At 72.6% G+C, this 23,461-nt stretch carries 24 protein-coding genes; 9 read left to right on the forward strand and 15 right to left on the reverse strand.

The annotated features are described in order from the left end of the window. Positions 1–394: 394 nt before the first annotated feature. Positions 395–1,036, reverse strand: coding sequence for a DNA-3-methyladenine glycosylase (locus RND61_RS25825; protein ID WP_315880501.1), 642 nt, complete (start codon positions 1,034–1,036; stop codon positions 395–397). Between the two features lie 90 nt (positions 1,037–1,126). On the opposite strand from RND61_RS25825, the gene RND61_RS25830 reads away from it, so the two are divergent. The 3 genes from RND61_RS25830 to RND61_RS25840 all read left to right on the forward strand — a co-directional run bounded on the left by RND61_RS25830 (position 1,127) and on the right by RND61_RS25840 (position 3,164). Then, positions 1,127–1,909 carry a sporulation protein gene (locus tag RND61_RS25830; RefSeq protein WP_315880502.1) on the forward strand — a complete coding sequence of 261 codons (783 nt, stop codon included), beginning with the start codon at positions 1,127–1,129 and terminating at the stop codon, positions 1,907–1,909. Between the two features lie 41 nt (positions 1,910–1,950). Then, a complete protein-coding gene (locus tag RND61_RS25835) occupies positions 1,951–2,490 on the forward strand; it encodes a YbhB/YbcL family Raf kinase inhibitor-like protein (RefSeq protein ID WP_315880503.1) in 540 nt (179 codons plus the stop codon). A 152-nt stretch (positions 2,491–2,642) separates the two neighbouring features. Next, positions 2,643–3,164 (forward strand): HNH endonuclease, encoded by a 522-nt coding sequence (locus RND61_RS25840; protein ID WP_315880504.1) that lies wholly within the window; start codon positions 2,643–2,645, stop codon positions 3,162–3,164. A gap of 54 nt (positions 3,165–3,218) precedes the next feature. Here RND61_RS25840 and RND61_RS25845 read toward each other — a convergent pair whose 3' ends face one another. The 4 genes from RND61_RS25845 to RND61_RS25860 form a co-directional block, all read right to left on the reverse strand. Beyond that, a complete protein-coding gene (locus RND61_RS25845) occupies positions 3,219–3,989 on the reverse strand; it encodes a sulfite exporter TauE/SafE family protein (protein WP_315880505.1) in 771 nt (256 codons plus the stop codon). Positions 3,990–4,072: 83 nt separating this feature from the next. Then, positions 4,073–5,008: an SPFH domain-containing protein gene (locus RND61_RS25850; protein ID WP_315880506.1), complete on the reverse strand. Its 936-nt coding sequence runs from the start codon at positions 5,006–5,008 to the stop codon at positions 4,073–4,075. A gap of 129 nt (positions 5,009–5,137) precedes the next feature. Then, positions 5,138–5,566, reverse strand: coding sequence for an NfeD family protein (locus RND61_RS25855; RefSeq protein ID WP_315880507.1), 429 nt, complete (start codon positions 5,564–5,566; stop codon positions 5,138–5,140). A gap of 131 nt (positions 5,567–5,697) precedes the next feature. Then, positions 5,698–6,489: an ABC transporter ATP-binding protein gene (locus RND61_RS25860; RefSeq protein ID WP_315880508.1), complete on the reverse strand. Its 792-nt coding sequence runs from the start codon at positions 6,487–6,489 to the stop codon at positions 5,698–5,700. 148 nt (positions 6,490–6,637) lie between these two features. On the opposite strand from RND61_RS25860, the gene RND61_RS25865 reads away from it, so the two are divergent. Further along, complete coding sequence (locus RND61_RS25865; protein ID WP_315880509.1) at positions 6,638–7,426, forward strand: hypothetical protein; 789 nt, start codon at positions 6,638–6,640, stop codon at positions 7,424–7,426. 136 nt (positions 7,427–7,562) lie between these two features. Here the strand turns inward: RND61_RS25865 and RND61_RS25870 are convergent, their stop codons facing one another. Both RND61_RS25870 and RND61_RS25875 read right to left on the reverse strand, forming a co-directional pair. After that, on the reverse strand, positions 7,563–8,246 hold the full coding sequence (locus RND61_RS25870) for a response regulator transcription factor (protein WP_315880510.1): 684 nt from the start codon (positions 8,244–8,246) through the stop codon (positions 7,563–7,565). Next, positions 8,239–9,384: a GAF domain-containing sensor histidine kinase gene (locus tag RND61_RS25875; RefSeq protein WP_315880511.1), complete on the reverse strand. Its 1,146-nt coding sequence runs from the start codon at positions 9,382–9,384 to the stop codon at positions 8,239–8,241. The genes RND61_RS25870 and RND61_RS25875 overlap by 8 nt, the downstream gene beginning before the upstream one ends. Positions 9,385–9,804: 420 nt before the next feature. On the opposite strand from RND61_RS25875, the gene RND61_RS25880 reads away from it, so the two are divergent. Continuing rightward, positions 9,805–10,548: a transglycosylase SLT domain-containing protein gene (locus tag RND61_RS25880; protein WP_315880512.1), complete on the forward strand. Its 744-nt coding sequence runs from the start codon at positions 9,805–9,807 to the stop codon at positions 10,546–10,548. Between the two features lie 66 nt (positions 10,549–10,614). On the opposite strand, the gene RND61_RS25885 is transcribed toward RND61_RS25880, so the two are convergent. Further along, on the reverse strand, positions 10,615–13,182 hold the full coding sequence (locus RND61_RS25885; RefSeq protein WP_315880513.1) for an ABC transporter ATP-binding protein/permease: 2,568 nt from the start codon (positions 13,180–13,182) through the stop codon (positions 10,615–10,617). 430 nt (positions 13,183–13,612) lie between these two features. On the opposite strand from RND61_RS25885, the gene serB reads away from it, so the two are divergent. Next, on the forward strand, positions 13,613–14,818 hold the full coding sequence (serB, locus tag RND61_RS25890; protein ID WP_315880514.1) for a phosphoserine phosphatase SerB: 1,206 nt from the start codon (positions 13,613–13,615) through the stop codon (positions 14,816–14,818). 124 nt (positions 14,819–14,942) lie between these two features. On the opposite strand, the gene RND61_RS25895 is transcribed toward serB, so the two are convergent. The 4 genes from RND61_RS25895 to RND61_RS25910 form a co-directional block, all read right to left on the reverse strand. Beyond that, positions 14,943–15,461: a SixA phosphatase family protein gene (locus RND61_RS25895; protein ID WP_315880515.1), complete on the reverse strand. Its 519-nt coding sequence runs from the start codon at positions 15,459–15,461 to the stop codon at positions 14,943–14,945. An 80-nt stretch (positions 15,462–15,541) separates the two neighbouring features. Then, entirely contained in the window at positions 15,542–15,799 is a 258-nt protein-coding gene (locus tag RND61_RS25900; protein ID WP_315880516.1) for a hypothetical protein, read from the reverse strand. Between the two features lie 126 nt (positions 15,800–15,925). After that, the gene (locus RND61_RS25905) at positions 15,926–16,042 is read right to left on the reverse strand and encodes an SGM_5486 family transporter-associated protein (protein ID WP_315880517.1); all 117 of its coding nucleotides are present in this window, start codon (positions 16,040–16,042) and stop codon (positions 15,926–15,928) included. Positions 16,043–16,059: 17 nt separating this feature from the next. Beyond that, positions 16,060–17,424 (reverse strand): CynX/NimT family MFS transporter, encoded by a 1,365-nt coding sequence (locus tag RND61_RS25910; RefSeq protein ID WP_315880518.1) that lies wholly within the window; start codon positions 17,422–17,424, stop codon positions 16,060–16,062. A 101-nt stretch (positions 17,425–17,525) separates the two neighbouring features. Here RND61_RS25910 and RND61_RS25915 point away from each other — a divergent pair, with 101 nt between their 5' ends. Next, entirely contained in the window at positions 17,526–18,218 is a 693-nt protein-coding gene (locus RND61_RS25915; RefSeq protein ID WP_315880519.1) for a FadR/GntR family transcriptional regulator, read from the forward strand. Here RND61_RS25915 and RND61_RS25920 read toward each other — a convergent pair. From RND61_RS25920 to fabG, 3 genes are all read right to left on the reverse strand, one after another. Further along, on the reverse strand, positions 18,184–18,546 hold the full coding sequence (locus RND61_RS25920; protein ID WP_391654155.1) for a hypothetical protein: 363 nt from the start codon (positions 18,544–18,546) through the stop codon (positions 18,184–18,186). The two genes, RND61_RS25915 and RND61_RS25920, sit on opposite strands and share 35 nt — an antisense overlap. Before the next feature lie 147 nt (positions 18,547–18,693). Then, positions 18,694–19,461, reverse strand: coding sequence for an enoyl-ACP reductase FabI (gene fabI, locus RND61_RS25925; protein WP_315880521.1), 768 nt, complete (start codon positions 19,459–19,461; stop codon positions 18,694–18,696). Positions 19,462–19,466: 5 nt separating this feature from the next. Continuing rightward, positions 19,467–20,186 carry a 3-oxoacyl-[acyl-carrier-protein] reductase gene (gene fabG / locus RND61_RS25930; RefSeq protein ID WP_315880522.1) on the reverse strand — a complete coding sequence of 240 codons (720 nt, stop codon included), beginning with the start codon at positions 20,184–20,186 and terminating at the stop codon, positions 19,467–19,469. 190 nt (positions 20,187–20,376) lie between these two features. On the opposite strand from fabG, the gene RND61_RS25935 reads away from it, so the two are divergent. Then, entirely contained in the window at positions 20,377–21,900 is a 1,524-nt protein-coding gene (locus tag RND61_RS25935; protein ID WP_315880523.1) for a TldD/PmbA family protein, read from the forward strand. Between the two features lie 168 nt (positions 21,901–22,068). Next, on the forward strand, positions 22,069–23,460 hold the full coding sequence (locus RND61_RS25940) for a metallopeptidase TldD-related protein (protein WP_315880524.1): 1,392 nt from the start codon (positions 22,069–22,071) through the stop codon (positions 23,458–23,460). Position 23,461: the final 1 nt, after the last annotated feature.

Here is a 23,461-nt window from a genome sequence, read left to right on the forward strand (position 1 = left end):
AGAGACGGGGTATCAACTAATCTGGCGTTGATTTTTGGCACGCTGTTGAGTTCTCAAGGAACGGACGCTTCCTTCGTACTCACCCTCTCGGGCTTTCCTCCGGGCGCTTCCCTTCGGTTTTTCCAACTCTACCAGATCCGTTTTCCGTTCCGTTCCCGGTCCGAATTTCGTATCCAGCGGCCGTTGGAGGGCCTTTCGCCTTTCGGCTTCCGCCACTTTAGCGGATTCTTCGCGGTGCTCATAATCGAGCTCCTCGAAATGAATTCCGGCACGCCGGAACCCACCCCGCCAGGGGGTAGATCGCTAAGTAGTGGTTTGGCCGCCCCAGGGGTGCTGATACAGCGTGCCCCGGCTCCTGCGGCTCGATCGAGATTAGGCGGCTCGGTGCCGAGAGTCAAGTCCTCCTCCGGCGCGGTGTGTGGGCCCGGTACGGACTCACCGTCGGGTCCCCGTCGATCCAGAAGCGCCACGGGTGCACCGCCCCCTCCCCGCCCACACCGGTACGGGGGCCGTTCCGTACCCGCTCGGGGGCGATCGGGGTCCCCGTCAGTACGGACAGGGGGGAGTCCGGGCCGGCGCAGGCGTCGGTGCCGTCCAGGGTGCGGTCGACGTCCAGGGCCGTGGCGAGGCGGGCCGGGCCCTTGGCCAGCTCCCTGTCGTGCCGGGCCGAGAGGCGCCGGCGGCGGGCCAGCTCGTGACCCGCGCGGACCTCCCCGGCGCGCAGCAGGACCCCGCTCGCGGTGCCCTCCGGGCCGCACACCAGGTTCAGGCAGTGCCACATCCCGTAGGTGAAGTAGACGTACGCGTGACCGGGCGGACCGAACATGACGGCGTTCCTCGCCGTGCGGCCCCGGTAGGCGTGGGAGCCGGGGTCCACCTCTCCGGCGTACGCCTCCACTTCCGTGAGGCGGAGCTCGATGGGTCCGTCGTCCGTCGTCCGCACCAGGGTCCGGCCGAGCAGGTCCGGCGCGACCTCCAGTACGGGGCGGTCGAAGAAGTCCCGGGGCAGCGGCGTACGGTCGGGGCGCTCGATCATGTTGAACGAGCGTACTGGGACGGCGCCCGGAACCGGCTACGGTCTTCCGCGCGTACGCGTATGTGAGCTGTGGACCGAGAAGGAGTGGACATGGGCTTCAAGAAGCTGCTCGCGAGCCTGGGGGCGGGCGGGGCCAACGTCGAGACCGTGCTGACCGAGGCGAACGTGGTGCCCGGCGGTGTCGTCCAGGGCGAGGTGCGGATCGAGGGCGGCTCGGTGCCGCAGGAGATCCAGGGCCTGTCGCTCGGGCTGCAGGCGCGGGTCGAGGTCGAGGGCGGCGACCAGGAGGCCAAGCAGGACATCGAGTTCGGCAGGACACAGATCGGCGGTTCCTTCACCGTCCAGGCCGGGGCCGTGCACGTCGTGCCGTTCGGGTTGGAGATCCCGTGGGAGACCCCCGTCACCTGCATCGCCGGGCAGCAGTTGCGCGGCATGGACATCGGGGTGACGACGGAGCTGGCGATCGCGCGGGCCGTGGACTCCAGCGACCTGGACCCGATCAGCGTGCACCCGCTGCCGGCGCAGCAGGCGATCCTGGACGCGTTCGTCCGGCTGGGCTTCCGGTTCAAGAACGCGGACATGGAGCGGGGGCACATCCGGGGGACGCGACAGCGGCTGCCCTTCTACCAGGAGATCGAGTTCCTGCCGCCGCAGCAGTACCGGGGGCTGAACCAGGTCGAGCTGTCGTTCGTCGCCGACGACCGGGAGATGGACGTCGTGCTGGAGATGGACAAGAAGGGCGGGCTGTTCAGCGAGGGCAGCGACTCGTACCGCTGCTTCGTGGTCGGCTTGAACGACTACCAGGGCACCGACTGGGCGGCGTACCTCAACCAGTGGCTCGCCGATGTCGGTGGGCGCCGCAACTGGCTCTAGGCTCGGAAGATCGAGGTTCCAGAGCGATCGGAGGTTCTGACGTGACCGAGGCGAAGAGGGCGCCGCTCCCCCACGACTTCCACCCGCCGGTGCCGTCGTTCACCGTGGTGAGCGACGACGTCGCGCCCGGGGGCGTGCTGGCGGACGCGCAGGTGTACGCGAAGGGGAACACGTCGCCGCGGCTGCGGTGGGAGGGCTTCCCGGCGGAGACGAAGAGCTTCGCCGTGACGTGCTTCGACCCGGACGCGCCGACGGGCAGCGGCTTCTGGCACTGGGTGCTGTTCGACATCCCGGCGTCCGTGACGGAGCTGCCCGCGGGTGCGGGCGGCGGGAAGTTCGAGGGGCTGCCCGAGGGCGCGGTGCACGCCCGCAACGACTACGGGTCGAAGGACTTCGGCGGTGCCGCGCCGCCGCCCGGGGACGGCCCGCACCGGTACGTGTTCACCGTGTACGCCGTGGACACGGAGAGGCTGGGGCCGGACTCCGACGCGTCGCCGGCGGTCGTCGGTTTCAACCTGCGGTTCCACACGCTGGCGCGCGCGCAGCTCATCGGGGAGTACGAGACGCCCGCGGAGAGCTGAACGTTCACTTCCCGTTCGCCCGCTTCTGGCCCGGGGGAGGCCGGGGGCGGGCATTTTCCGCTCGCGGATATTGCGTTGTCCCGTTCGGTGCCGCCCCGCCAGAGTTGGTCCAGGCGCGTCAGGGGGACGGCCGGCACACGGAGGTGGGCGGAATGCGGGACACGCTGGTTCTCAACGCGAGCTTCGAGCCGCTGTCGACGGTGTCGCTGCACCGCGCGGTGGTGCTGGTGCTGCAGGACAAGGCCGTCGTCGAGCAGGCCCATCCGGGGCTCCGGCTGCGGGCGGCCGCGGTGGAGCTGCCCGTACCGCGGGTGATCAGGTTGTGCCGGTACGTACGGGTGCCGTTCCGAAGACACGCGCCGTGGTCGCGGCGCGGCGTGCTGGTGCGGGACCAGCACCGGTGCGCGTACTGCGGGCGGCGGGCGACGACGGTCGACCACGTGGTGCCGCGATCGCAGGGCGGTGCGGACAGCTGGCTGAACACGGTCGCGTCCTGCGCGGAGGACAACCACCGCAAGGCGGACCGTACGCCGGAGGAGGCGGGGATGCCGCTGCTGCACCGGCCGTTCGTACCGAGCCCCGCGGACGCGATGCTGCTGGCGCTGCGGGCCGGTGAGCGGGCGGAGCTGCCGGAGTGGCTGGCGGCGCGGCGGCCGGAGGCGTCCGCCGCCTGAGCGTGACCGCGGGTGGAGCCCGCTCCCGGTGTGTCGCCGGGGGCGGGCTCTTCGTCATCGGGTGACGAGCTGGAGGATCGCGGCGCCGCCGATGACGACGATCAGGGCGCGGAGGGCCTTGGCGGGGAGGCGCCGGCCGACGCGTGCGCCGATCTGGCCGCCGATGGTGGAGCCGACGGCGATGAGGGCGACGGCGGTCCAGTCGAAGTGGGCGGCGAAGACGAAGAACAGCGCGGCGATGGTGTTCACGACGGCCGCGAGGATGTTCTTCGCGGCGTTGAGGCGCTGGAGGGTGTCGTCGAGCAGCATGCCCATGAGGGAGAGGTAGATGATCCCCTGGGCGGCGGTGAAGTACCCGCCGTAGACGCTGGCCAGGAGGAGGCCGGTGAAGAGGAGGGGGCCGCCGTGGCGGGCGGTGCCGGTGCGGCCGTTCCGTTCGCGGCGGGCCTGGACGGCCCGGGTGATGCGGGGCTGGAGGATGACCAGGACCAGGGCCAGGGCGACGAGGACGGGGACGATCGTCTCGAAGGCCGTGGAGGGCAGGACGGTGAGGAGGACGGCGCCGCCCAGTCCGCCGACGGCGGCGGCGACGGCGAGGCGCAGGACGCGGTCGCGCTGGCCGGTGAGTTCGGCGCGGTAGCCGATGGCCCCGCTGATGGAGCCGGGGATCAGGCCGAGGGCGTTGGAGACGGTGGCGGTGACCGGCGGGAGGCCGGTGGCCAGGAGGACGGGGAACGTGATGAGCGTGCCCGACCCGACGATCGTGTTGATGGTGCCCGCGCCGATGCCGGCCGCGAAGACGGCGAGCATCTCCCAGAACGTCACTGTGCCCCCGTACGTGATCGGTGGTGGACGAACCGATCATGCACGAGGGCAGTGGGGTGAGTCGACCGGGGTGCGGCCCCCGGTCAGTCGACGGGGGGGTCCTCCCGGCGCCGCTCCTTGGAGGAGGTGTCGAAGCCGGGGGCGCCGTTGCCGAGGTTGCCGAAGGCGCCGGAGAGGCCCTTGAGGGCGTCGCCGATCTCGCTGGGCACGATCCAGAGCTTGTTGGCGTCGCCTTCGGCGATCTTCGGGAGCATCTGGAGGTACTGGTAGGAGAGGAGTTTCTGATCGGGGTCGCCGGCGTGGATGGCTTCGAAGACCGTACGGACCGCCTGGGCCTCGCCCTCGGCGCGCAGGGCCGCCGCCTTGGCCTCGCCCTCGGCGCGGAGGATCGCGGACTGCTTCTCGCCCTCGGCGGTGAGGATCTGGGACTGGCGGATGCCCTCGGCGGTGAGGATCGCGGCGCGCTTGTCGCGGTCGGCGCGCATCTGCTTCTCCATCGAGTCCTGGATGGAGGTGGGCGGCTCGATGGCCTTCAGCTCGACGCGGTTGACGCGGATGCCCCACTTGCCGGTGGCCTCGTCGAGGACGCCGCGGAGGGCGGCGTTGATCTCCTCGCGGGAGGTGAGGGTGCGCTCCAGGTCCATGCCGCCGATGATGTTGCGCAGGGTGGTGACGGTGAGCTGCTCGATCGCCTGGATGTAGCTGGCGACCTCGTACGTCGCGGCGCGGGCGTCGGTCACCTGGTAGTAGATGACCGTGTCGATGTTGACGACCAGGTTGTCCTGGGTGATGACGGGCTGGGGCGGGAAGGGGACGACCTGCTCGCGCAGGTCGATGCGGTTGCGGATCGTGTCGATGAACGGGACGACGATGTTGAGGCCCGCGTTGAGGGTGCGGGTGTAGCGGCCGAAGCGTTCCACGATGGCGGCGCTGGCTTGTGGGATGACCTGGATCGTTTTGATCAGGGCGATGAAGACAAGCACCACCAGAATGACCAGAACGATGATGACTGATGGCATCGTGCTCCCCGTGCCCTTCGCTGCCGGTTGATGTCGGTGATCGATTTTCCCAGACGGCGGGCGGTCATGTGGGCGGTTCGGCCGGTTGTCCCGGTGACCGGCCCTCGCGCGACGGCATGTGACGAGTCGTCATATCACGACGGCGGTCGCCCCGTCGATGTCGACCACGTCGACCTGCTGCCCCGGTTCGAAGACCTGGTCGGGGGCGTAGGAGCGGGCGGACCAGACCTCGCCGGCGAGTTTGACGCGCCCGCCGGAGGCGTCGACCCGTTCCAGGACGACGGCTTGACGGCCTTTCAGGGCGTCGACGCCGGTCGCGTGGCCCGGTTGCCCCTGGCGGTGCCGGGCCGCGATGGGCCGCACGACGGCGAGGAGCGCGACGGAGACGACGACGAAGACGATGACTTGGGCCACCACTCCGAAGCCGAGTCCCGCGGTGAGGGCGCCCGCGACCGCCCCGACGGAGAACATGCCGAATTCGGGCATCGCGGTGATGACGAGCGGGATGCCCAGCCCCACCGCCGCGATCAGCCACCAGACCCATGCGTCGATGTCCACGTCGTCATGGTAGGTGCGCGGGCCCGCCGGGGACAGGGCGCCGAGGGCCCCCGCGGGTGCGCGGGGGCCCTCGGCGCTTCGGTGTTCCGGTACCTTCGGCGTTCCGGTGCCTTCGGAGGCGTGGGGCGGGGTCAGCCGAGCGGGAGGCCCTGGGCGGTGTAGCGGTCGCCGACGCGCTCGACGACGAGGGGCAGGCCGAAGCAGCGGCTGAGGTTGCGGGAGGTGAGCTCGGTCTCGACGGGGCCGGCGGCGAGCACCTTGCCCTGGCGGATCATCAGGACGTGGGTGAAGCCCGGCGGGATCTCCTCCACGTGGTGCGTGACCATGATCATGGAGGGGGCGTACGGGTCGCGGGCGAGGCGGCCGAGGCGGCGGACGAGGTCCTCCCGGCCGCCGAGGTCGAGGCCGGCGGCGGGCTCGTCGAGGAGGAGCAGCTCGGGGTCGGTCATCAGGGCGCGGGCGATGAGGGTCCGCTTGCGCTCGCCCTCGGAGAGGGTGCCGAACCTGCGGTCGAGGAAGTCGGACATGCCGAGGCGGTCGAGGAAGGCGCGGGCGCGGTCCTCGTCGACGGCGTCGTAGTCCTCCCGCCAGGTGGCGGTCATGCCGTACGCCGCGGTGAGGACGGTCTGGAGGACGGTCTGCCGCTTGGGCAGCTTCTCGGCCATGGCGATGCCGGCCATGCTGACGCGGGGGCGCAGGTCGAAGACGTCGACCTTGCCGAGCTGGTCGCCGAGGATGCGGACGGCGCCGCGGGTGGGGAAGAGGTAGGTGGAGGCGACGTTCAGGAGGGTGGTCTTGCCGGCGCCGTTGGGGCCGAGGACGGCCCAGCGCTCGCCTTCCTTGACCGACCAGGAGACCTCGTCCACCAGAGCGCGTCCGTCGCGGACCACGGATACGTCCACCAGCTCCAGTACATCGCTCATGAGCGCGTTGTCTCCCCTTGCGGTCGTTGCTTCGTCGTCGTCCCTCGCGCGGGCCGCCGCGGGAGCGGCGGGCGCAGGTTCCCAGGGAAAACCTACGCCACCGGTGGTGGGGCCCGTACCCGTGGGGCCAGTACCTAGGGTGGGGGCCATGCTTTCGGAACCACGTTCAGGACGGTTGGCCGCATGGGGGAACGCCCTGCTGGCCGGGTTGGTGTCGCCGGACGAGGCGGTGGGCGCGATCGTCGGTGACGACGCGCCGCACCGCGTGGAGGGCCTGCCGGGTGAGCCGGGGCCCGTCGGGCTGACCCTGGCGCTGGGGCGGCTGCGGTCGCTGGGGATCACCGGGTGGCGGGTGGCGCTGCCCGCGCCGGGGCATCCGCTGGGGCTCAGCGGGCCGCCGGAGTTCAACGCGCGGGCGCTCGACGCGCAGGAGGCGGCCGTCGGGTACGGGGCCGGGTTCGGGCTCGTGCCGGAGGTGACCGAGGCGGGTCCTGCCGGGGACCTGCACGTGGAGGTCGTGTGGCACTGCCTGCCGGTGCGGGAGGCGCCGCCGGCGGACGTGCCGTCGCTGGGCGAGGCGGAGCGGGAGCTGGCGGAGGCGCTGCGGGAGGCGACGGCGGTGCTGACGCGGCTGAACGTGGCGGCGTCGGGCCCGGTGGCGGAGGCGGCGCTGGACGCGTACCGGGCGCGGGCGCACGCCGGGGGCGAGCTGCTGGCGCCGGGGTACCCCCCGCGGGCGGTGCGGGTGCTGGAGCTGGCGCGGCGGGTGGCGCTGCTGGTCTCGTTGGCGTACGAGAAGGGGCCCGGCGGCGCGGTGAGCGCGTCGGAGATGGCGGCGCGGGCGGAGGCGCTGCGGCCGGTGGAGCGCGTGGCGCGGCGAGCGCAGGTGGCGGCGTTCAACGCGTACGTGGAGGAGCGGGAGCGCGGCCGGTCCTGAGCGGGCGGCGGCCGGCCTCCCGGCGGGTGCCGGGGTCCGGTCGGCCGCCGCCCGGCTGGGCGGTGTCCGGGCGGATGGCCGGCCGCCACCCGGGCGAATGGTGCCGGTCGGATGGTGCCGGTCGGGCGGTGCCCGGTCAGGTGGTGAGGCCGTGGCGTACGGCCCACAGGGCGGCCTGGGTGCGGTCGGCGAGGTCCAGCTTCATGAGGATGTTGGAGACGTGCGTCTTGACGGTCTTCTCGGAGAGGACGAGGGCGCGGGCGATCTCCCGGTTGGAGCGCCCGTCGGCGATCAGGCCGAGGACCTCGCGCTCCCGCTCGGTGAGGGAGCCGCTTCGGCCGCCGGATCCGCCGTTCGCCTCGTCCTGGCTGAGCAGCGCCCCGGCCACCTCGGACTGGAGCAGGACGTGCCCCGCGTGGACGGAGCGGATGGCGCCGGCCAGGGCGTCGGGGTCGACGTCCTTGTAGACGTACCCGGCGGCGCCGGCGCGCAGGGCGGGGACGACCGTGCGCTGCTCGGTGAAGCTGGTGACGATCAGCACCTTCGCCGGGTTGCCGAGCTCGCGGAGCCTGCGGAGGGCCTCGATGCCGTCCGTACCGGGCATCTTCACGTCCATGAGGACGACGTCGGGGCGCAGCTCCTCCGTACGGGCGACGCCCTCGGCGCCGTCCGCGGCCTCGCCGACGACCTCGATGTCGTGCTGGACCTCCAGGAACGTGCGCAGCCCGCGGCGGACGACCTGGTGGTCGTCGACGAGGAGGACGCGGATGGCGCGCCCCTCTCCCGCCCTCGCGGAGCCGTCGCTCTCCTTGTCAGCCACCGGGGACCTCCATCTCGATCGTGGTGCCCTCGCCGGGCGCCGAGTGCACGGCGAGTCTGCCGCCGACGCCGCTCGCCCGGTCCCGCATGGAGACGAGGCCCAGGTGGCGGCCGGCGCGGCGGACCGCGCGCGGGTCGAAGCCCCTGCCGTCGTCGGTGACGGTGAGGCGGGCGCCCTGGCCGTGCCGGGCGAGCCGGACGGCGACCTCGCCGGCCCCGGAGTGGCGCAGGGCGTTGTGCAGGGCCTCCTGGGCGACGCGGAGCAGCGCCTCCTCCTGGGAGGCGGGGAGGGCCCGTATGCCGCCCCCGTCGAAGGTGACGTGGGCCGTGTGCGCCCGGTCGAGGACCTGGACGTGCGTACGCAGGGTGTGGACCAGGCCGTCCTCGTCGAGGGCGGCGGGGCGCAGCTCGACGACGGCGGCGCGCAGCTCGTCGGCGGCTTCGGCAGCCAGGGCGGCGACCTGCTGGAGCTCGCCCTTGGCGCGGGCGGGGTCCCGGTCGACGAGGGCGGCGGCGGCCTGGGCGGTCAGCCGCAGGGAGAACAGCTTCTGGCTGACGGCGTCGTGCAGCTCGTGGGCGAGGCGGGAGCGCTCCTCGGCGATGGACAGCTCGCGGCTGCGCTCGTAGAGGCGGGCGTTGGTGAGGGCGATGGCGGCGTGCTGGGCGAGGATGCCGAGCAGCTCCTCGTCCTCGGCGGTGAAACCGCACCCGCCGTCGGATGAGGAGCAGCGCTTGTTCGCGAGGAACAGGGCGGCGATCGTCTCGTCGCCGTCGCGGACGGGCAGGCCGAGGAAGTCCGACATGTCGGGGTGGGTGGTGGGCCAGCCCTCGAAGCGGGGGTCCTCGCGGACGTCGGCGAGGCGCTCGGGCCGCTCGCTGTGGAGCATCGCGGCGAGGACGCCGTGCTGCCGGGGCAGGGGGCCGATGGCCTTCCACTGCTCGTCGCTGACCCCGTCGACCACGAACTGGGCGAAGCCGCCGTGGTCGTCCGGGACGCCGAGCGCGGCGTACTCGGCGTCGAGCAGGTCGCGGGCGGAGGCCACGATCGTCTTGAGGACGTCGCGGACCTCCAGCTGCCTGCTCATCTCCAGCAGGGCCGTGCTCACCGCCGCGAGGCCGGAGCGTGGTCGATCGGTCATGCGTTCACCGTACCCACGGGGGTGACGGTCCGTATCCGCCTGTGGACGGCGGTGTCTGGGTCCGAGGGCCTAGGTCCTTCCACCCTGTCCCGAAAGGCCCCGAAAAGCGCCTCACGCAATGCATTGCTCTCGCAACAGCAAGTGAGTCGGCAGGGGGGCCGGTGTGAGGCCGCGCATAGGGCCCAGATCACGTACGAGTCTCCGTAGTGGAGCCGTACCGGCGCAGATCAGTGCTGGTCGGGCGCGCGCACGGGACGAGCGGAAGCCACGCTCCACACCTTCTGATCCACTACCCGGGGTCGTACGTCACACCTTTGCCACGGGTTTTTGCTGCCGCTAAGAATTGCAGCCGTCGCCCGCCAAGCCAGGCGCAACGCCGCCGTGGCGTGCGACTCCCGCGATTCGAAGAGGTACGACTGTATGTCCCCGTCCAGCACCCCTGGTCTCAGCCGTCTCAAGAAGAACCACCAGCTCTCCCTCGCCGGCGTGGCCGCCCTCGGTGTCGCCGCCCTCTCCCTCTCCCTGGTCCCGGGCCCCGCCTCGGCCGACGCGGAGGTCAAGGAGGTGGCCGCCGCTCCGGCCGCCGCCTGGAGCGGCTACCGGAGCGCGGAGCTGCAGGCCGGCATCGCCGGGCAGAAGTCGGCGTTCGAGGTGAAGGCCGCCGCCGAGACGAAGGCGAAGGCCGAGACCGCCGCCAAGGTGAAGGCCGCCGCCGCGAAGGCGAAGGCCGCGGCCAAGGCCGAAGCCGCGACCGCCGTGCAGGTGAAGGCCGCCGCCGCCGCGAAGGCGCGCGTCACCACCCAGGCCGCCGCCAGCCGTACCGCCGTGCGCGGGCCGGTCTACGCGAACAACCTCGACGGATGGATCCGCGAGGCGCTCGACATCATGAAGAAGCACAACATCCCGGGTACCTACGAGGGCATCCACCGCAACGTCATGCGGGAGTCCAGCGGCAACCCGAACGCGATCAACGACTGGGACATCAACGCCCGCAACGGCGTCCCGTCGATCGGCCTGCTCCAGGTCATCAAGCCGACGTTCGACGCCTACCACATCCCCGGCACGAAGAAGAGCCAGTGGGACCCGGTCGCCAACATCGTCGCCGCGTGCAACTACGCGGCCGACCGGTACGGCTCCATGGACAACGTCAACAGCGCGTACTGACCCGCACCGACGTGGAAAGGGCGGCACCCCGAAGGGATGCCGCCCTTCACGCGCGCGTGGCGCCGGTCACTTGCGCATGACTTCCGGCTCGTGGCGGCGCAGCAGGCGCGCCACGAGGAAGCCGAGGACGACGGCCATGGCGAGCAGCACCGACACGTTCACGCCCCATTGGCCGACGCTGTGCTCCCACAGCGGATCCAGGTCGGTGGGGTTCTTGTGGTCCCACGGCGGCATGAGGTGCGCCAGGTCGAGGGTCGCGCCCGCGCCGGCGATGGCCCAGCGGGACGGCATGAGCCAGGCGAACTGCTCCAGGCCCGGCGAGCCGTACACCTTGAACAGGATGCCGGTGAAGACGACCTGGACGATCGCGAACATGACCAGCAGCGGCATGGTCTTCTCGGCGGTCTTCACCAGGGCCGAGATGACCAGGCCGACCATCATCGAAGTGAGGCCGAGCGCGATGACGACGACGCACAGCTCGACGGCGGGCGGCATGAGCAGGCCCTCGGCGGGCAGCTCGCGCGGGGTGAAGCCGATGGCGCAGATGATGACGCCCTGGAAGGCCGTGATGAGGCCGAGGACGATCACCTTGGACATCAGGTACGCCGAGCGGGACAGGCCGGTGGCGCGTTCCCGTTCGTAGATCACCCGTTCCTTGATCAGCTCCCGTACGGAGTTGGCTGCGCCCGAGAAGCACATGCCGACCGCGAGGATGAGCATGATCGTTCCGGCGTCGCCGTTGAACCGGGACGGCGGCGTCGGCGGGGCCAGGCCGAAGTCGGCCGGGATGACGACGGAGACCGCGCCCAGGACCGCCGGGAGGATGACCATCAGGGCGAGGAAGCCCCGGTCGGAGGCGATCACCGAGACGTACCGGCGGATCAGGGTCCACAGCTGGGCGCCCCAGCTCTGCGGCTTGGGCGGCTTGGCGGCGGACTGCACCGGCATCTGGACCGGCTGGGCGGCGACGGCGTCGATGTCCGCCGCGTACAGCTGGTAGTGCTGCGAGCCCTTCCAGCGGCCGGCCCAGTCGTAGTCGCGGTAGTTCTCGAAGGCGGAGAAGACGTCCGCCCACGTCTCGTACCCGAAGAAGTTCAGCGCCTCCTCCGGCGGGCCGAAGTAGGCCACCGAACCGCCGGGCGCCATCACCAGCAACTTGTCGCAGAGCGCCAGCTCTGCGACGGAGTGTGTGACGACGAGGACCGTGCGGCCGTCGTCGGCGAGGCCGCGCAGCAGCTGCATGACGTCGCGGTCCATGCCCGGGTCGAGGCCGGAGGTCGGCTCGTCCAGGAAGATCAGGGACGGCTTGGTCAGCAGCTCCAGGGCGACGGAGACGCGCTTGCGCTGGCCACCGGAGAGGGAGGTGACCTTCTTCTCCTTGTGGATGTCGAGCTTCAGCTCGCGCAGCACCTCGTCGATCCGGGCCTCGCGCTCGGCCGGGGCCGTGTCACCGGGGAAGCGGAGCTTCGCCGCGTACCGGAGGGCCTTCTGGACGGTCAGCTCCTTGTGGAGGATGTCGTCCTGCGGGACCAGGCCGATGCGCTGGCGCAGTTCGGCGAACTGCTTGTAGAGGCTGCGGTTGTCGTAGAGGACGTCGCCCTGGTCGGCCGGGCGGTAGCCGGTGAGCGCCTTGAGGAGCGTCGACTTGCCGGAGCCGGACGGGCCGATGACGCCGATCAACGACTTCTCGGGCACGCCGAAGGAGACGTCCTTCAGGATCTGCTTGCCGCCGTCGACGGTGACGGTGAGGTGGCGGGCCGAGAAGGAGACCTCGCCGGTGTCGACGAACTCCTCCAGGCGGTCGCCGACGATCCGGAACGTCGAGTGGCCGACGCCGACGATGTCGTTCGGGCCGATGAGGACGGTGCCCGACTTGGCGATCGGCTGGCCGTTGACGTACGTGCCGTTGTGCGAGCCGAGGTCGCGCAGTTCGAAGCGGCCGTCCGGGTGCGCGGTGAACTCGGCGTGGTGGCGCGAGACCTGGAGGTCGGAGACGACCAGTTCGTTCTCGAGCGCGCGGCCGATGCGCATGACGCGGCCCAGGGCCAACTGGTGGAAGGTGGTGGGGGCGCGTTCCCCTCCGTGCACGGGGGGCGCGGGCGCCTGGTGGGCCGCCGGGCCGCCGCCCTGCTGGTGCGGGATCTGCTGGTGTTGCTGCCAGCCGGGCTGCTCCTGGTGGTGCTGCGGCGGCTGGTACTGCTGGTGCTGCGGCTGCTGGTAGTGCTGGTGCTGCTGCGGGGCTTGTGCCGCGTGGGCCTGCTGGTCGGGCCAGGGCTGCTGTGCCTGCGGCACCGGGGCGTCGTACGCGCCGGCGGGCGCCGCGCCGGCGGGTACGGGCGCGGCGGCACCGGCGAAGTCCAGCCGCGGGCCGTCGGTGGCGTTGCCCAGGTGCACGGCGGCACCCGGTCCGATTTCCATCTGGTGGATCCGCTGGCCCTGCACATAGGTTCCGTTGGTGGAGCCGTGGTCTTCGATGACCCAACTCCGGCCCCCCCAGCTCACCGTGGCGTGCCGCCACGAGACCCGGGCGTCGTCGATCACCACGTCACCCTGCGGGTCCCGCCCGAGGGTGTACGACCTGGACGGATCGAGGGTCCAGGTCCTTCCGTTCAGTTCCAGTACGAGTTCCGGCACTCCATGCCCCACGTAGTTTTCCCCCGAGGTACCCCCGTCGCTGGGAGTCTAGGGATGGCGAACATCGAGGTGGAACTATTTCAGGCCCGGTCCCCGATCCGAAAGTCGGGCGGCGCGAAGACCGCGGGCGTCCCGGGGGAACCGCGGCCGGCCGGCCCGGCGAATGGGGCGGGCGGTCCCCTACCCGGGCATCCCGCCTCCCCGTCCCGGCGGTGGCCGCGCCGGTGGTAATCCCCGGACCCGCCTCGCATCCCTGACGCCGCCGCGTGTCCCGCCGTCCTGTCCCGGCCAGGGACCCGGGCGGACCCCGCCGCGTCCGTGCGGGGCGGGCCGGGGCCGGGCGGCGCCCCGGGGCCGTGCCGCGGCAGGGTGTCCGCTGGGCGGGATGGGGGCGGTGGGCGTGCGGCGGGCCGGATACGGTGGAGGGACCATGAGCGCATCACAGACCTCAGACGTCCCCACCCTTCTCGTGAAGATCTTCGGGAAGGACCGTCCCGGGATCACCGCCGGGCTGTTCGACACCCTTGCCGCGTTCTCCGTCGACGTCGTCGACATCGAGCAGGTCGTCACCCGCGGCCGTATCGTCCTGTGCGCGCTCGTCACCGAGCCGACCGTCAGCACGGAGGGCGAACTGCGGGCCACGGTCCACAGCTGGGCCGAGTCGCTGAAGCTCCAGGCGGAGATCATCTCCGGTACCGGCGACAACCGGCCCCGCGGTCACGGCCGTTCCCACGTGACCGTCCTCGGGAACCCGCTGACCGCGGAGACCTCGGCGGCCATAGCGGCCACGATCACCCGCACCGGCGGCAACATCGACCGCATCTTCCGGCTGGCCAAGTACCCGGTGACCGCCGTGGAGTTCGCCGTCTCCGGCGTGGAGACCGAACCGCTGCGCACCGCGCTCGCCACCGAGAGCCACGAGCGGGGCGTGGACGTGGCCGTCGTGTCGGCCGGGCTGCACCGGCGGGCGCAGCGGCTGGTGGTCATGGACGTCGACTCGACGCTGATCCAGGACGAGGTCATCGAGCTGTTCGCCGCCCACGCGGGGTGCGAGAACGAGGTCGCGGAGATCACCGCGGCGGCGATGCGCGGCGAGCTGGACTTCGAGCAGTCGCTGCACGCGCGCGTGGCGCTGCTGGAGGGGCTGGACGAGTCGGTCGTGGACAAGGTGCGCGCCGAGGTGCGGCTGACGCCCGGCGCCCGCACGCTGATCCGCACACTGAAGCGACTCGGCTACCAGGTCGGTGTGGTGTCCGGTGGGTTCACGCAGGTCACGGACGACCTGAAGGTGCGGCTCGGCCTGGACTTCGCGTCCGCCAACACGCTGGAGATCGTCGACGGCAGGCTGACCGGCCGGGTGACCGGCGAGATCGTGGACCGGGCGGGGAAGGCGCGGCTGCTGCGCCGGTTCGCGGCGGAGGCGGGCGTACCGCTCGCGCAGACCGTGGCGATCGGCGACGGCGCGAACGACCTGGACATGCTGAACACGGCCGGTCTCGGCGTGGCCTTCAACGCCAAGCCGGTGGTCCGCAGGGCGGCCGACACCGCGGTCAGCGTGCCGTTCCTGGACACCGTGCTGTACCTGCTCGGCATCACCCGCGAAGAGGTCGAGGCGGCGGACGCCGAGCCGGCCTGACCCGGTACGCGAGGACGAGCCGGGGCGACGGCGGCCCGGGCACCCGCGCGGTGCCCGGGCCGCCGTCGCCGGTCCGCCGGGCCGTGGGCACCGGGCCGTGCTGCGGGCGACCGGGCCGCGGGCGTCACATGTGGGGCGCCCAGAAGCTCACGAGCCTGCCGACACCGTGCTCCACGGACTTCCAGTCGCCGTCGAACGTGAGGACGGCGAGGGCGGAGGTCGGGAAGCCGCTGCGGTTCATCCTGGCCAGGATGTCGCCCTCGGCCTCGCCGGCGAGGGCGTCGGCGAGGGCGTGGATGCCGGGGTTGTGCCCGACGACGAGGAGGTCCCGCACCTCGTCGGGCGTCTCGTTGAGCACCGCGATCAGTTCGCCGAGGGACGCTTCGTAGAGGCGCTCGTCGTAGACGGTCCTGGGCCGCTGGGGCAGCTCGGGGACCACCAGCTTCCACGTCTCGCGGGTGCGCACGGCGGTCGAGCACAGGGTCAGGTCGGGGGTGATGCCGGCACCGGCGAGCCAACGCCCGGCGACGGGCGCGTCCTGGCGGCCGCGGTCGGCGAGCGGACGCTCGTGGTCGGAGTCCTGGGACCACTCGGCCTTCGCATGCCGGAGCAGCACGATCCTGCGAGGTGTATCGACGCTCATGTCCTCCAGCTTCGCACGAAACGCACCCCGTGGCGCAGGGTGTTGACGTCTTCGACCTGCGCGGGTGAGCGGGCGGGGCGCTAGTCCGCGACGGTGTGCCGGACCTGTTCGAGGAACCGGCCCACGGCGGGCTCGCCGTCCGTCGCGCGGGCCTGCCCCGGCCCGGCGAGGAGGAGGAACAGCGCGGCGAAGGCGGCGACGGGGAGGACGACGGCCCACCAGGGCAGCCGGGCGTCCGCACCGCCGTCGCCGGGACCGGTGCCCGTACCGCCGCCGGTGCCGCCGGCGATGGCGGCGGCGGTGGCGGCGCGGGCTGGGGTGGGTGTGCGGGCCGACATGGTCGCCTCCGTCGTCGCGGGTCCGTGGTGCGTGGCGGCTTCCACGCTACGGAGCCCCCGCGGGGCGCCCATCCGGTGTTCCACCCAGGTGACCCCGACTCCGCCCCTAAGGGGCGGAGGGGGCGGTCAGGGCGAGACGATCGAGGCGAGGACTCCGATCACCACGCCGATCGCGAGCATGGCGCCGAAGACGGCGAGGAGCTTCTTCTGGCCGTTCTGGGGGTTCGGGTCGAGCACAGGCATGGTGCCAGTCTCGCACCTCACGCCTCGTCCTCGATCGTCCGGTCCCGCCCGGCCAGCACACCGGCCGCCACCTGGGGCACGATCAGGGCCGCCATCAGGGTGAGCGGGGCGGTCCAGCCGCCGCTGTGCTGGTACAGGGCGCCGACGAGGATCGGCCCGGGGACCGACAGGAGGTACCCGGCGCACTGGGCGAAGGCGGAGAGCCGTACGACGCCGGTGTCCGTCCGGGCCCGCATGCCGATCATGGTGAGGACGAGCGGGAAGGCGCAGTTCGAGATGCCGAGCAGGACCGCCCAGAGCCAGGCGCCGGCGGCCGGCGCGGCGAGCAGCCCGGCGTACCCGGCGAGCCCGGCCAGGCCGAGGGCGATCACGATCGGGCCCTGCTGCCGCATCCGGCCGGCGACGCGCGGGATGACGAAGGCGAGCGGGACGCCCATGACCATGGTGACGGCCAGCAGGACGCCGGCGGTCCCGGCGGGGACGCCCGCGTCGCGGAAGATCTGCGGGAGCCAGCCCATGGTGATGTACGCGCCGGTGGCCTGGAGGCCGAAGAAGCAGGCGAGCGCCCAGGCCGTACGGCTCCGGGCCACGCGCGGCCCGGCCGCCGGGGCGGCACCCGCGGAAGGAGCGGCGCCCGCGGAGGAGGAGGCACCCGCGGAGGGGGCGGCGTCCCCGGAGGGGGCGGGGCGGGTGGACGTGCGGTGGCCCCGTACGACCGGGATCCAGGGCAGGGCCGCGAGGACGGCCAGGATCGCCCACACGCCCAGGCCGGCGCGCCAGCCGCCGCCCAGGGCCGAGGTGAGCGGGACGGTGACGGCCGCGGCGAGGGAGGTGCCCAGGGCCAGGGCCATCGAGTACAGGCCGGTCATCGTCCCGACGCGGTCGGGGAAGTACCGCTTGACGATGACGGGCATCAGCACGTTGCTGAGGGCGATGCCCATCAGGGCGAGGGCGCTCGCGGCGAGGAAGCCCGGCGTGCCGCCGGCGAAGGGGCGGACGGCCACGCCGACGGCGATCGCCACCATGCCCGCGCAGACGACCGCGGCCCCGCCGAAGCGGCGGGCGAGGCGCGGCGCGGCGATCCCGAAGACGGCGAAGCACAGCGGCGGCACGGAGGTGAGGAGGCCCGCGACCCCGCCGCTCATGTGGAGGCCGGTGCGGACCTCCTCCAGGAGCGCGCCGAGGCTGGTGATGGCCGGGCGGAGGTTGAGGGCGGCGAGGACGAGACCGACGACGAGGAGGCGGGTGAGCCACGCGCTGGGGGGCGCCGCCGCGGTGGCCGGCACGGACCGCGCGGCCGGGCCGGTCGGGGCGGGCGGGTCGGCGGGGCGGGTGAGCGTGCGGGCGGGGCTGTGCGTCGGGGTCTGCGGCTCGTCGGGCATGCGCCCATCATAGAATCATGGGATGATTGGTTGTCCAATCATGAACGACCTTTGGCCGAACCCCTCCCGACGCCCAGACGACGCCCAGACGAGGAAGAACCATGGCGCTCAGCTCGCCCCGCCGGTCCGCGCTCTCCGACCAGGTGATCGCGCAGCTGCGGAACCAGATCACCTCCGGCGAGTGGCCGGTCGGCTCGCGCATCCCCACCGAACCGGAGCTGGTGGAGCAGTTGGGCGTCGCCCGCAACACCGTCCGCGAGGCGGTGCGGGCGCTCGCGCACAACGGCCTGCTGGACATCCGCCAGGGCTCCGGGACGTACGTCGTCGCGACGAGCGAGCTGGCCGGGGTGATGCACCGCCGCTTCGCCGACGCGGACCCCCGGCACGTCGCCGAGCTGCGCTCCACGCTGGAGTCGTCGGCGGCGCGGCTGGCCGCCCAGCGCCGCACCGAGCGGGACCTCCAGCAGATGGAGACGCTGCTCGCGCGGCGCGAGGAGGCGTGGGAGACGGGCGACGCCGACCTGTTCGTGGCGGCGGACGCGACCTTCCACCTCGCCGTGGTCGCGGCCTCGCACAACGACGTGCTGACCGAGCTGTACGCCGACCTCGGGCACCTGATGCGCGCGTGGCTCCGCGACGACGTGGGGCAGGAGCTGCGCCCGGAGCACCACATGGACCACGCGCGGCTGGTGGAGGCGATCCGCGCCGGCGACGCCGACGTGGCGGCGGAGGAGGCGGCGGGCTACCCGTTCATGTGCCTCAGGAGCCCGGGCCCGGAAGGGGATCGTGGCTGATCCAGGCGGCCCGGACCTCCTTCCAGCACCGCGCGGTCAGCTCGACGTAGGCGGTGGCCCGCACCTCGACCGGGGCGCTGTCGGCGTCGACGTCCCACCAGCGGGCGCACTCGACGTGCAGCCGTACGCGATCGGTGCGGGGATAGGGGTTGTGGCAGTACGCGGTGGCGCGGGAGCCCTCGACCTCGGTGCGGCACGACGCGCCCGCGCGCTCCCGCCGGTCGTCCGCCGCGGCGGGACCCGCCGTGGCGGCGGGGCCCGCGAGCAGGGCGGGGGCGAGAACCGACGCGGCGGTCAGAGCCGCCGCCCGGTGGTGTCGTATCGCCACGGCCACACCTCCTCCCCGGGCGCCGGGAGGCGACGCCGCCCGGCATGACCAGTGTGCCGTACACGCGCCGGGGCCGCGCGCCGATCGGGTGACGGTCACGCGGCCCCGGGGCGGGGTCGCCGGAGCGGGCGGGGTGGGTACGGAGGGTCAGGCACCCATGATGTGGACGCCGCCGTCCACGTGGACGATCTCGCCGGTGGTCTTCGGGAAGAAGTCCGACAGCAGGGCGACGACACCGCGGCCGGCCGGCTCCGGGTCCGACATGTCCCAGGCGAGCGGGGAGCGCTCGTCCCAGACCTTGGCCAGCTCGCCGAAGCCCGGGATGGACTTGGCGGCCATCGAGCCGATCGGGCCGGCGGAGATCAGGTTGCAGCGGACGTTCCGCTCGCCGAGGTCCCGCGCCAGGTAGCGGCTGGTGGCCTCCAGGGCGGCCTTGGCCGGGCCCATCCAGTCGTACTGCGGCCAGGCGAACTGCGCGTCGAAGGTCAGGCCGACCACCGAGCCGCCGTTCTCCATCAGGGGGAGGCAGGCCATGGTCAGCGACTTCAGCGAGAACGCCGAGACGTGCATCGCCGTGGCAACCGACTCGAACGGCGTGTGGAGGAAGTTGCCGCCCAGCGCGTCCTGCGGGGCGAAGCCGATGGAGTGGACGACGCCGTCCAGGCCGCCGAGCTCCCCGCGGACGACCTCCTCGACCCGGCCGAGGTGCTCGTCGTTGGTGACGTCCAGCTCGAAGACCCTGGCCGGCTTGGGCAGCTTCTTGGCGATGCGCTCGGTGAGGGTGGGGCGGGGGAACGCGGTCAGGATGACCTCGGCGCCCTGCTCCTGGGCCACCTTGGCGGTGTGGAACGCGATGGACGACTCCATCAGCACACCGGTGACGAGGATGCGCTTGCCCTCGAGAATTCCGCTCATGTGACTCAGTGACCCATGCCCAATCCGCCGTCAACCGGGATGACGGCTCCAGTGATGTACGAGGCGTCGTCCGACGCCAGGAAGCGCACCGCGGCCGCGATCTCCCCGGGCTGCGCGTAGCGGCCCAGCGGCACCTGCGCGACGATGCCCGCGCGCTGCTCGTCGGTGAGCACCTGGGTCATGTCGGTGTCGACGAAGCCGGGCGCCACGACGTTGAAGGTGATGTTGCGGGAGCCGAGCTCCCGGGCGAGCGAGCGGGCGAAGCCGACGAGGCCGGCCTTGGAGGCGGCGTAGTTGGCCTGGCCCGCCGAGCCGAGCAGCCCGACGACGGACGAGATGAGCACGACCCGGCCCTTCTTGGCACGCAGCATGCCGCGGTTGGCCCGCTTCACGACGCGGAAGGCGCCCGTCAGGTTCGTGTCGAGGACGGAGGTGAAGTCGTCCTCGGACATCCGCATGAGGAGCTGGTCCTTGGTGACGCCGGCGTTGGCGACGAGGACCTCCACGGGGCCGTGCTTCTCCTCGATCTCCTTGTAGGCGGTCTCCACCTGCTCGGAGTCGGTGATGTCGCACCGCACGGCCAGGCAGCCCCGTTCCACGAGCTCGGCGGGCGGCTCGCCGGACCGGTACGTGAACGCGACCTTGTCTCCGGCGTCGGCGAAAGCGCGGGCGATGGCGAGGCCGATGCCCCGGTTGCCTCCGGTGACGAGAACCGAGCGGCTCATCGGATCACCCTTTCGATAGCGGTCTGGTACCCGTTGAAACTATCGCCACGACCGGCCATCGACCGAATCCGCCCCCGACAGCGCCTCGGTGCCCTGACTGTCGGATCTCTACAGTCGGCGTTCCCCTGCGCCATAGTGATCGCCATAGTGGTGACGACGGACGCGACCACGTGTGAAGGGAAGGCCGCCTGTGGCCCATGACATCGATGAGGCGTTCCTCGCCCTGCCCCTGCGGGCGCTCGCGGACGCGGCGCTCGCACGGGCCAGGGCGCTCGGCGCCGAGCACGCCGACTTCCGGTTCGAGCGGGTGCGCAGCGCCTCCTGGCGACTGCGGGACGCGAGGCCGGCCGGATCGTCGGACACGACGGACCTGGGGTACGCGGTGCGGGTGGTGCACGGCGGGGCGTGGGGGTTCGCCTCGGGCGTCGACCTCTCCATGGACGCCGCCGCGAAGGTCGCCTCCCAGGCGGTGGCCATGGCGAAGCTGTCGGCGCGGGTGATCGCGGCCTCCGGGAGCGGGGAGAGGGTGGAGCTGGCGGACGAGCCGGTGCACGCGGACCGGACGTGGGTCTCCTCGTACGAGATCGACCCGTTCTCCGTGCCGGACGCCGACAAGGCCGGACTGCTGGCGGAGTGGAGCGCGCGGCTGCTGCGCGCGGAGGGCGTGGCGCACGTGGACGCGTCGCTGCTGACCGTCCACGAGAACAAGTTCTACGCGGACACGGCGGGAACGGTCACCACGCAGCAGCGAGTGCGGCTGCACCCGCAGCTGACGGCGGTCGCGGTGGACGCGACGAGCGGCGAGTTCGAGTCGATGCGGACGCTGGCGCCGCCGGCCGGGCGCGGCTGGGAGTACCTGACGGGCACCGGCTGGGACTGGGACGCGGAGCTGGAGGAGATCCCGGCGCTGCTGACCGAGAAGATGCGGGCGCCGAGCGTGGAGGCGGGGACGTACGACCTGGTCGTCGACCCGTCGAACCTGTGGCTGACGATCCACGAGTCGGTCGGGCACGCGACCGAGCTGGACCGGGCGCTGGGGTACGAGGCGGCGTACGCGGGCACGTCGTTCGCGACCTTCGACCGGCTGGGCGAGCTGCGGTACGGCTCGCCCGTGATGAACGTGACGGGCGACCGCACGGCGGAGCACGGGCTCGCGACGATCGGGTACGACGACGAGGGCGTCGAGGCGCAGTCCTGGGACCTGGTGCGGGACGGGGTGCTGGTCGGCTACCAGCTGGACCGGCGGATCGCGCGGCTGACGGGGCTGGGCCGGTCCAACGGGTGCGCGTTCGCGGATTCGCCCTCGCACGTGCCGGTGCAGCGGATGGCGAACGTGTCGCTGCTGCCGGAGCCGGGCGGGCTGTCGACGGAGGACCTGATCGGCGGCGTCGAGCGGGGCGTCTACGTGGTCGGCGACCGGTCGTGGTCGATCGACATGCAGCGGTACAACTTCCAGTTCACCGGGCAGCGGTTCTTCCGCATCGAGAACGGCCGGCTGGCGGGGCAGCTGCGGGACGTGGCGTACCAGGCGACGACGACGGACTTCTGGGGGTCGCTGGAGAAGGTCGGCGGTCCGCAGACGTACGTCCTGGGCGGCGCCTTCAACTGCGGCAAGGCCCAGCCGGGGCAGATCGCGGCGGTCTCGCACGGCTGCCCCTCCGCCCTGTTCCGGGGCGTGAACATCCTCAACACGGCGCGGGAGGCGGGTCGATGAACGGGCGGAACGAGATCTGCCGGGGGTCCGGGGGACGCCCCCCGGGCAAGCACAGTCTCCACACGGCGCGGGAGGCGGGTCGATGAACGGGCGGAACGAGATCTGCCGGGGGTCCGGGGGACGCCCCCCGGGCAAGCACAGTCTCCACACGGCGCGGGAGGCCGGTCGATGAGTCGCGTGAGCAAGCCGTACGAGATCGTGGAGCGGGCGCTGGAGCTGTCGCGCGCCGACGGGTGCGTCGTCCTCGCGGACGAGCACTCCTCCGCGAACCTGCGCTGGGCCGGAAACGCCCTGACCACCAACGGCGTCACCCGGGGGCGCACGCTCACGGTCGTCGCGACGGTCGACGGGGCCGAGGGCACGGCGTCGGGCGTGGTGTCCCGGTCGGCGGTGACCGCCGACGAGCTGGAGCCGCTGGTGCGGGCGGCGGAGGCGGCGGCGCGCGCGGCGGGCCCCGCCGAGGACGCGCAGCCGCTGGTCGCCGGGGTCCCGGAGTCGCCGGGCTTCCGGGACGCGCCGGCCGAGACGTCGTCGGAGGTGTTCGGGGAGTTCGCACCGGCGCTGGGCGAGGCCTTCGGCCGGGCCCGGGCCGGGGGGCGCGAGCTGTACGGGTTCGCCAGCCACGAGCTGACCTCCACGTACCTGGGCACGTCCACGGGGCTGCGGCTGCGGCACGACCAGCCGAACGGGACGCTGGAGCTGAACGCGAAGTCGCCGGACCGCACACGCTCGGCGTGGGCCGGGCGGGCCACGCGGGACTTCACGGACGTGGACCCGCTGGCGATGGACGAGGACCTGGCGCGGCGGCTGGGCTGGGCGCGGCGCCGGGTGGAGCTGCCGGCGGGCCGTTACGAGACGCTGCTGCCGCCGACCGCGGTGGCGGACCTGCTGGTCTACCAGCAGTGGTCGGCGACGGCCCGGGACGCGGCGGAGGGCCGGACGGTGTTCTCCCGGCCGGGCGGCGGCACCCGGGTCGGGGAGCGGCTGGCGTCGCTGCCGCTGACGCTGCGCAGCGACCCCGCGGAGCCGGGCCTGGAGTCGGCGCCGTTCGTGATCGCGCACACGTCGGGCGACGACGCGTCGGTGTTCGACAACGGGCTGCCGCTGGAGCCGGTCGACTGGATCCGGGAGGGTCGGCTGGAGCGGCTGGTCACGACCCGGCACAGCGCGGCGCTGACCCGGTCACCGGTGGCTCCGGGCCCGGGCAACCTCGTCCTGGAGGGCGGGGGCGACCGGTCGCTGGAGGAGATGGTGGCCGCGACCGGGCGGGGACTGCTGCTGACCTGCCTCTGGTACATCCGCGAGGTCGACCCGGCGACGCTGCTGCTGACCGGTCTGACCAGGGACGGCGTGTACCTGGTCGAGGGCGGCGAGGTGGTCGCCGAGGTGAACAACTTCCGGTTCAACGAGTCGCCGGTGGACCTGCTCGGACGGGTGTCCGAGGCGGGGCGGACGGAGCGGACGCTGCCGCGGGAGTGGGGCGACTGGTTCACGCGGGCCGCGATGCCGCCGCTGCGGGTGCCGGATTTCCACATGAGTTCGGTCAGCCAGGGCGTCTGAC

The organism is Streptomyces tamarix (genome assembly GCF_032423885.1).
GTDB classification, from domain to species: domain Bacteria; phylum Actinomycetota; class Actinomycetes; order Streptomycetales; family Streptomycetaceae; genus Streptomyces; species Streptomyces tamarix.

Bases quoted from the DNA above. Each gene is read 5' to 3' on its own strand.
- RND61_RS25900 (WP_315880516.1), bottom strand. From the start codon at position 15,799: ATGTCGGCCCGCACACCCACCCCAGCCCGCGCCGCCACCGCCGCCGCC.
- RND61_RS25840 (WP_315880504.1), top strand. From the start codon at position 2,643: ATGCGGGACACGCTGGTTCTCAACGCGAGCTTCGAGCCGCTGTCGACG.
- RND61_RS25830 (WP_315880502.1), top strand. From the start codon at position 1,127: ATGGGCTTCAAGAAGCTGCTCGCGAGCCTGGGGGCGGGCGGGGCCAAC.
- RND61_RS25915 (WP_315880519.1), top strand. From the start codon at position 17,526: ATGGCGCTCAGCTCGCCCCGCCGGTCCGCGCTCTCCGACCAGGTGATC.
- RND61_RS25940 (WP_315880524.1), top strand. From the start codon at position 22,069: ATGAGTCGCGTGAGCAAGCCGTACGAGATCGTGGAGCGGGCGCTGGAG.
- fabG (WP_315880522.1), bottom strand. From the start codon at position 20,186: ATGAGCCGCTCGGTTCTCGTCACCGGAGGCAACCGGGGCATCGGCCTC.
- RND61_RS25905 (WP_315880517.1), bottom strand. From the start codon at position 16,042: ATGCCTGTGCTCGACCCGAACCCCCAGAACGGCCAGAAGAAGCTCCTC.
- RND61_RS25910 (WP_315880518.1), bottom strand. From the start codon at position 17,424: ATGCCCGACGAGCCGCAGACCCCGACGCACAGCCCCGCCCGCACGCTC.
- RND61_RS25850 (WP_315880506.1), bottom strand. From the start codon at position 5,008: ATGCCATCAGTCATCATCGTTCTGGTCATTCTGGTGGTGCTTGTCTTC.
- RND61_RS25825 (WP_315880501.1), bottom strand. From the start codon at position 1,036: ATGATCGAGCGCCCCGACCGTACGCCGCTGCCCCGGGACTTCTTCGAC.
- RND61_RS25860 (WP_315880508.1), bottom strand. From the start codon at position 6,489: ATGAGCGATGTACTGGAGCTGGTGGACGTATCCGTGGTCCGCGACGGA.
- RND61_RS25880 (WP_315880512.1), top strand. From the start codon at position 9,805: ATGTCCCCGTCCAGCACCCCTGGTCTCAGCCGTCTCAAGAAGAACCAC.
- serB (WP_315880514.1), top strand. From the start codon at position 13,613: ATGAGCGCATCACAGACCTCAGACGTCCCCACCCTTCTCGTGAAGATC.
- RND61_RS25875 (WP_315880511.1), bottom strand. From the start codon at position 9,384: ATGACCGATCGACCACGCTCCGGCCTCGCGGCGGTGAGCACGGCCCTG.
- fabI (WP_315880521.1), bottom strand. From the start codon at position 19,461: ATGAGCGGAATTCTCGAGGGCAAGCGCATCCTCGTCACCGGTGTGCTG.
- RND61_RS25895 (WP_315880515.1), bottom strand. From the start codon at position 15,461: ATGAGCGTCGATACACCTCGCAGGATCGTGCTGCTCCGGCATGCGAAG.
- RND61_RS25865 (WP_315880509.1), top strand. From the start codon at position 6,638: ATGCTTTCGGAACCACGTTCAGGACGGTTGGCCGCATGGGGGAACGCC.